Below are 824 nucleotides of genomic sequence, written 5' to 3'. Positions count from 1 at the left end.
TCGCGCATTAGAACAACACGAATTGATCAAAGTAAAAGTTGCGTCAAATGATCGTGAGTTTCGCGCACAAGCTATGACTGAAATGGCGGAAAAAACAAATGCCACGCAAGTTCAAATCATCGGCAAAATCGTCGTATTGCTTCGCCGTAGCAAAAAGCCAAATCCGAAGCTATCAAACTTGATCAGAATGTAGATCAAAGCTGTAAGAATCAAAACTCGAAAACAAAAAAAGCGCTCGTTCATGAGCGCTTTTTTTGTTTGTAAGGCCTAGCGATTAAATATGCTCAACCTCGTCGATTTCATACTCGACAATACCGTCTGGCACACGAACAGAAGCAACGTCGCCTTCGTTCTTGCCAATCAAGGCACGAGCGATCGGTGAAGAAACAGAAATCTTGCCAAGCTTAATATCCGCCTCATCTTCGCCAACGATTTGATACTTCACTTCTGAGTCATCGTCGATTTTCAACAACGTTACCGTTGAGCCAAAAATTACTTTTCCTGAAGGCTCAATTGCCGCAACGTCAATCACCTGCGCATTAGAAAGCTTACCTTCAATTTCTTGAATGCGTCCTTCAATAAAGCTCTGCTGCTCACGCGCTGCATGGTACTCAGCATTTTCTTTCAAATCGCCATGCTCACGGGCATCAGCGATCGCCTCAATAACACGAGGACGTTCTACGGTTTTTAATTGAACTAATTCTTCGCGCAAGGCGGCTTCGCCTTGCACTGTCATCGGAATACGATTCATAGTTTTCCTATAATTTGCTTTATATCCTGCTAATCAGTATAGCCTTGCTTTAGTGCAAATCCTGCAAGCGACG

2 protein-coding genes are annotated in these 824 nt (G+C 43.6%); one reads left to right on the top strand and one right to left on the bottom strand.

Annotated elements, in window-relative coordinates; translation table 11 throughout:
• Positions 1-193, top strand: a 193-nt coding sequence (locus A3739_RS24400; RefSeq protein ID WP_197472542.1) for a YhbY family RNA-binding protein, incomplete at its 5' end; no start/stop codon positions are given.
• An 81-nt stretch (positions 194-274) separates the two neighbouring features.
• Here the strand turns inward: A3739_RS24400 and greA are convergent.
• Positions 275-751 carry a transcription elongation factor GreA gene (gene greA / locus A3739_RS24395; RefSeq protein WP_068477249.1) on the bottom strand — a complete coding sequence of 159 codons (477 nt, stop codon included), beginning with the start codon at positions 749-751 and terminating at the stop codon, positions 275-277.
• Positions 752-824 lie beyond the last annotated feature (73 nt).

Source organism: Oleiphilus sp. HI0067 (genome assembly GCF_001635735.1).
This window is presented reverse-complemented; position numbering and strand designations above follow the sequence as displayed.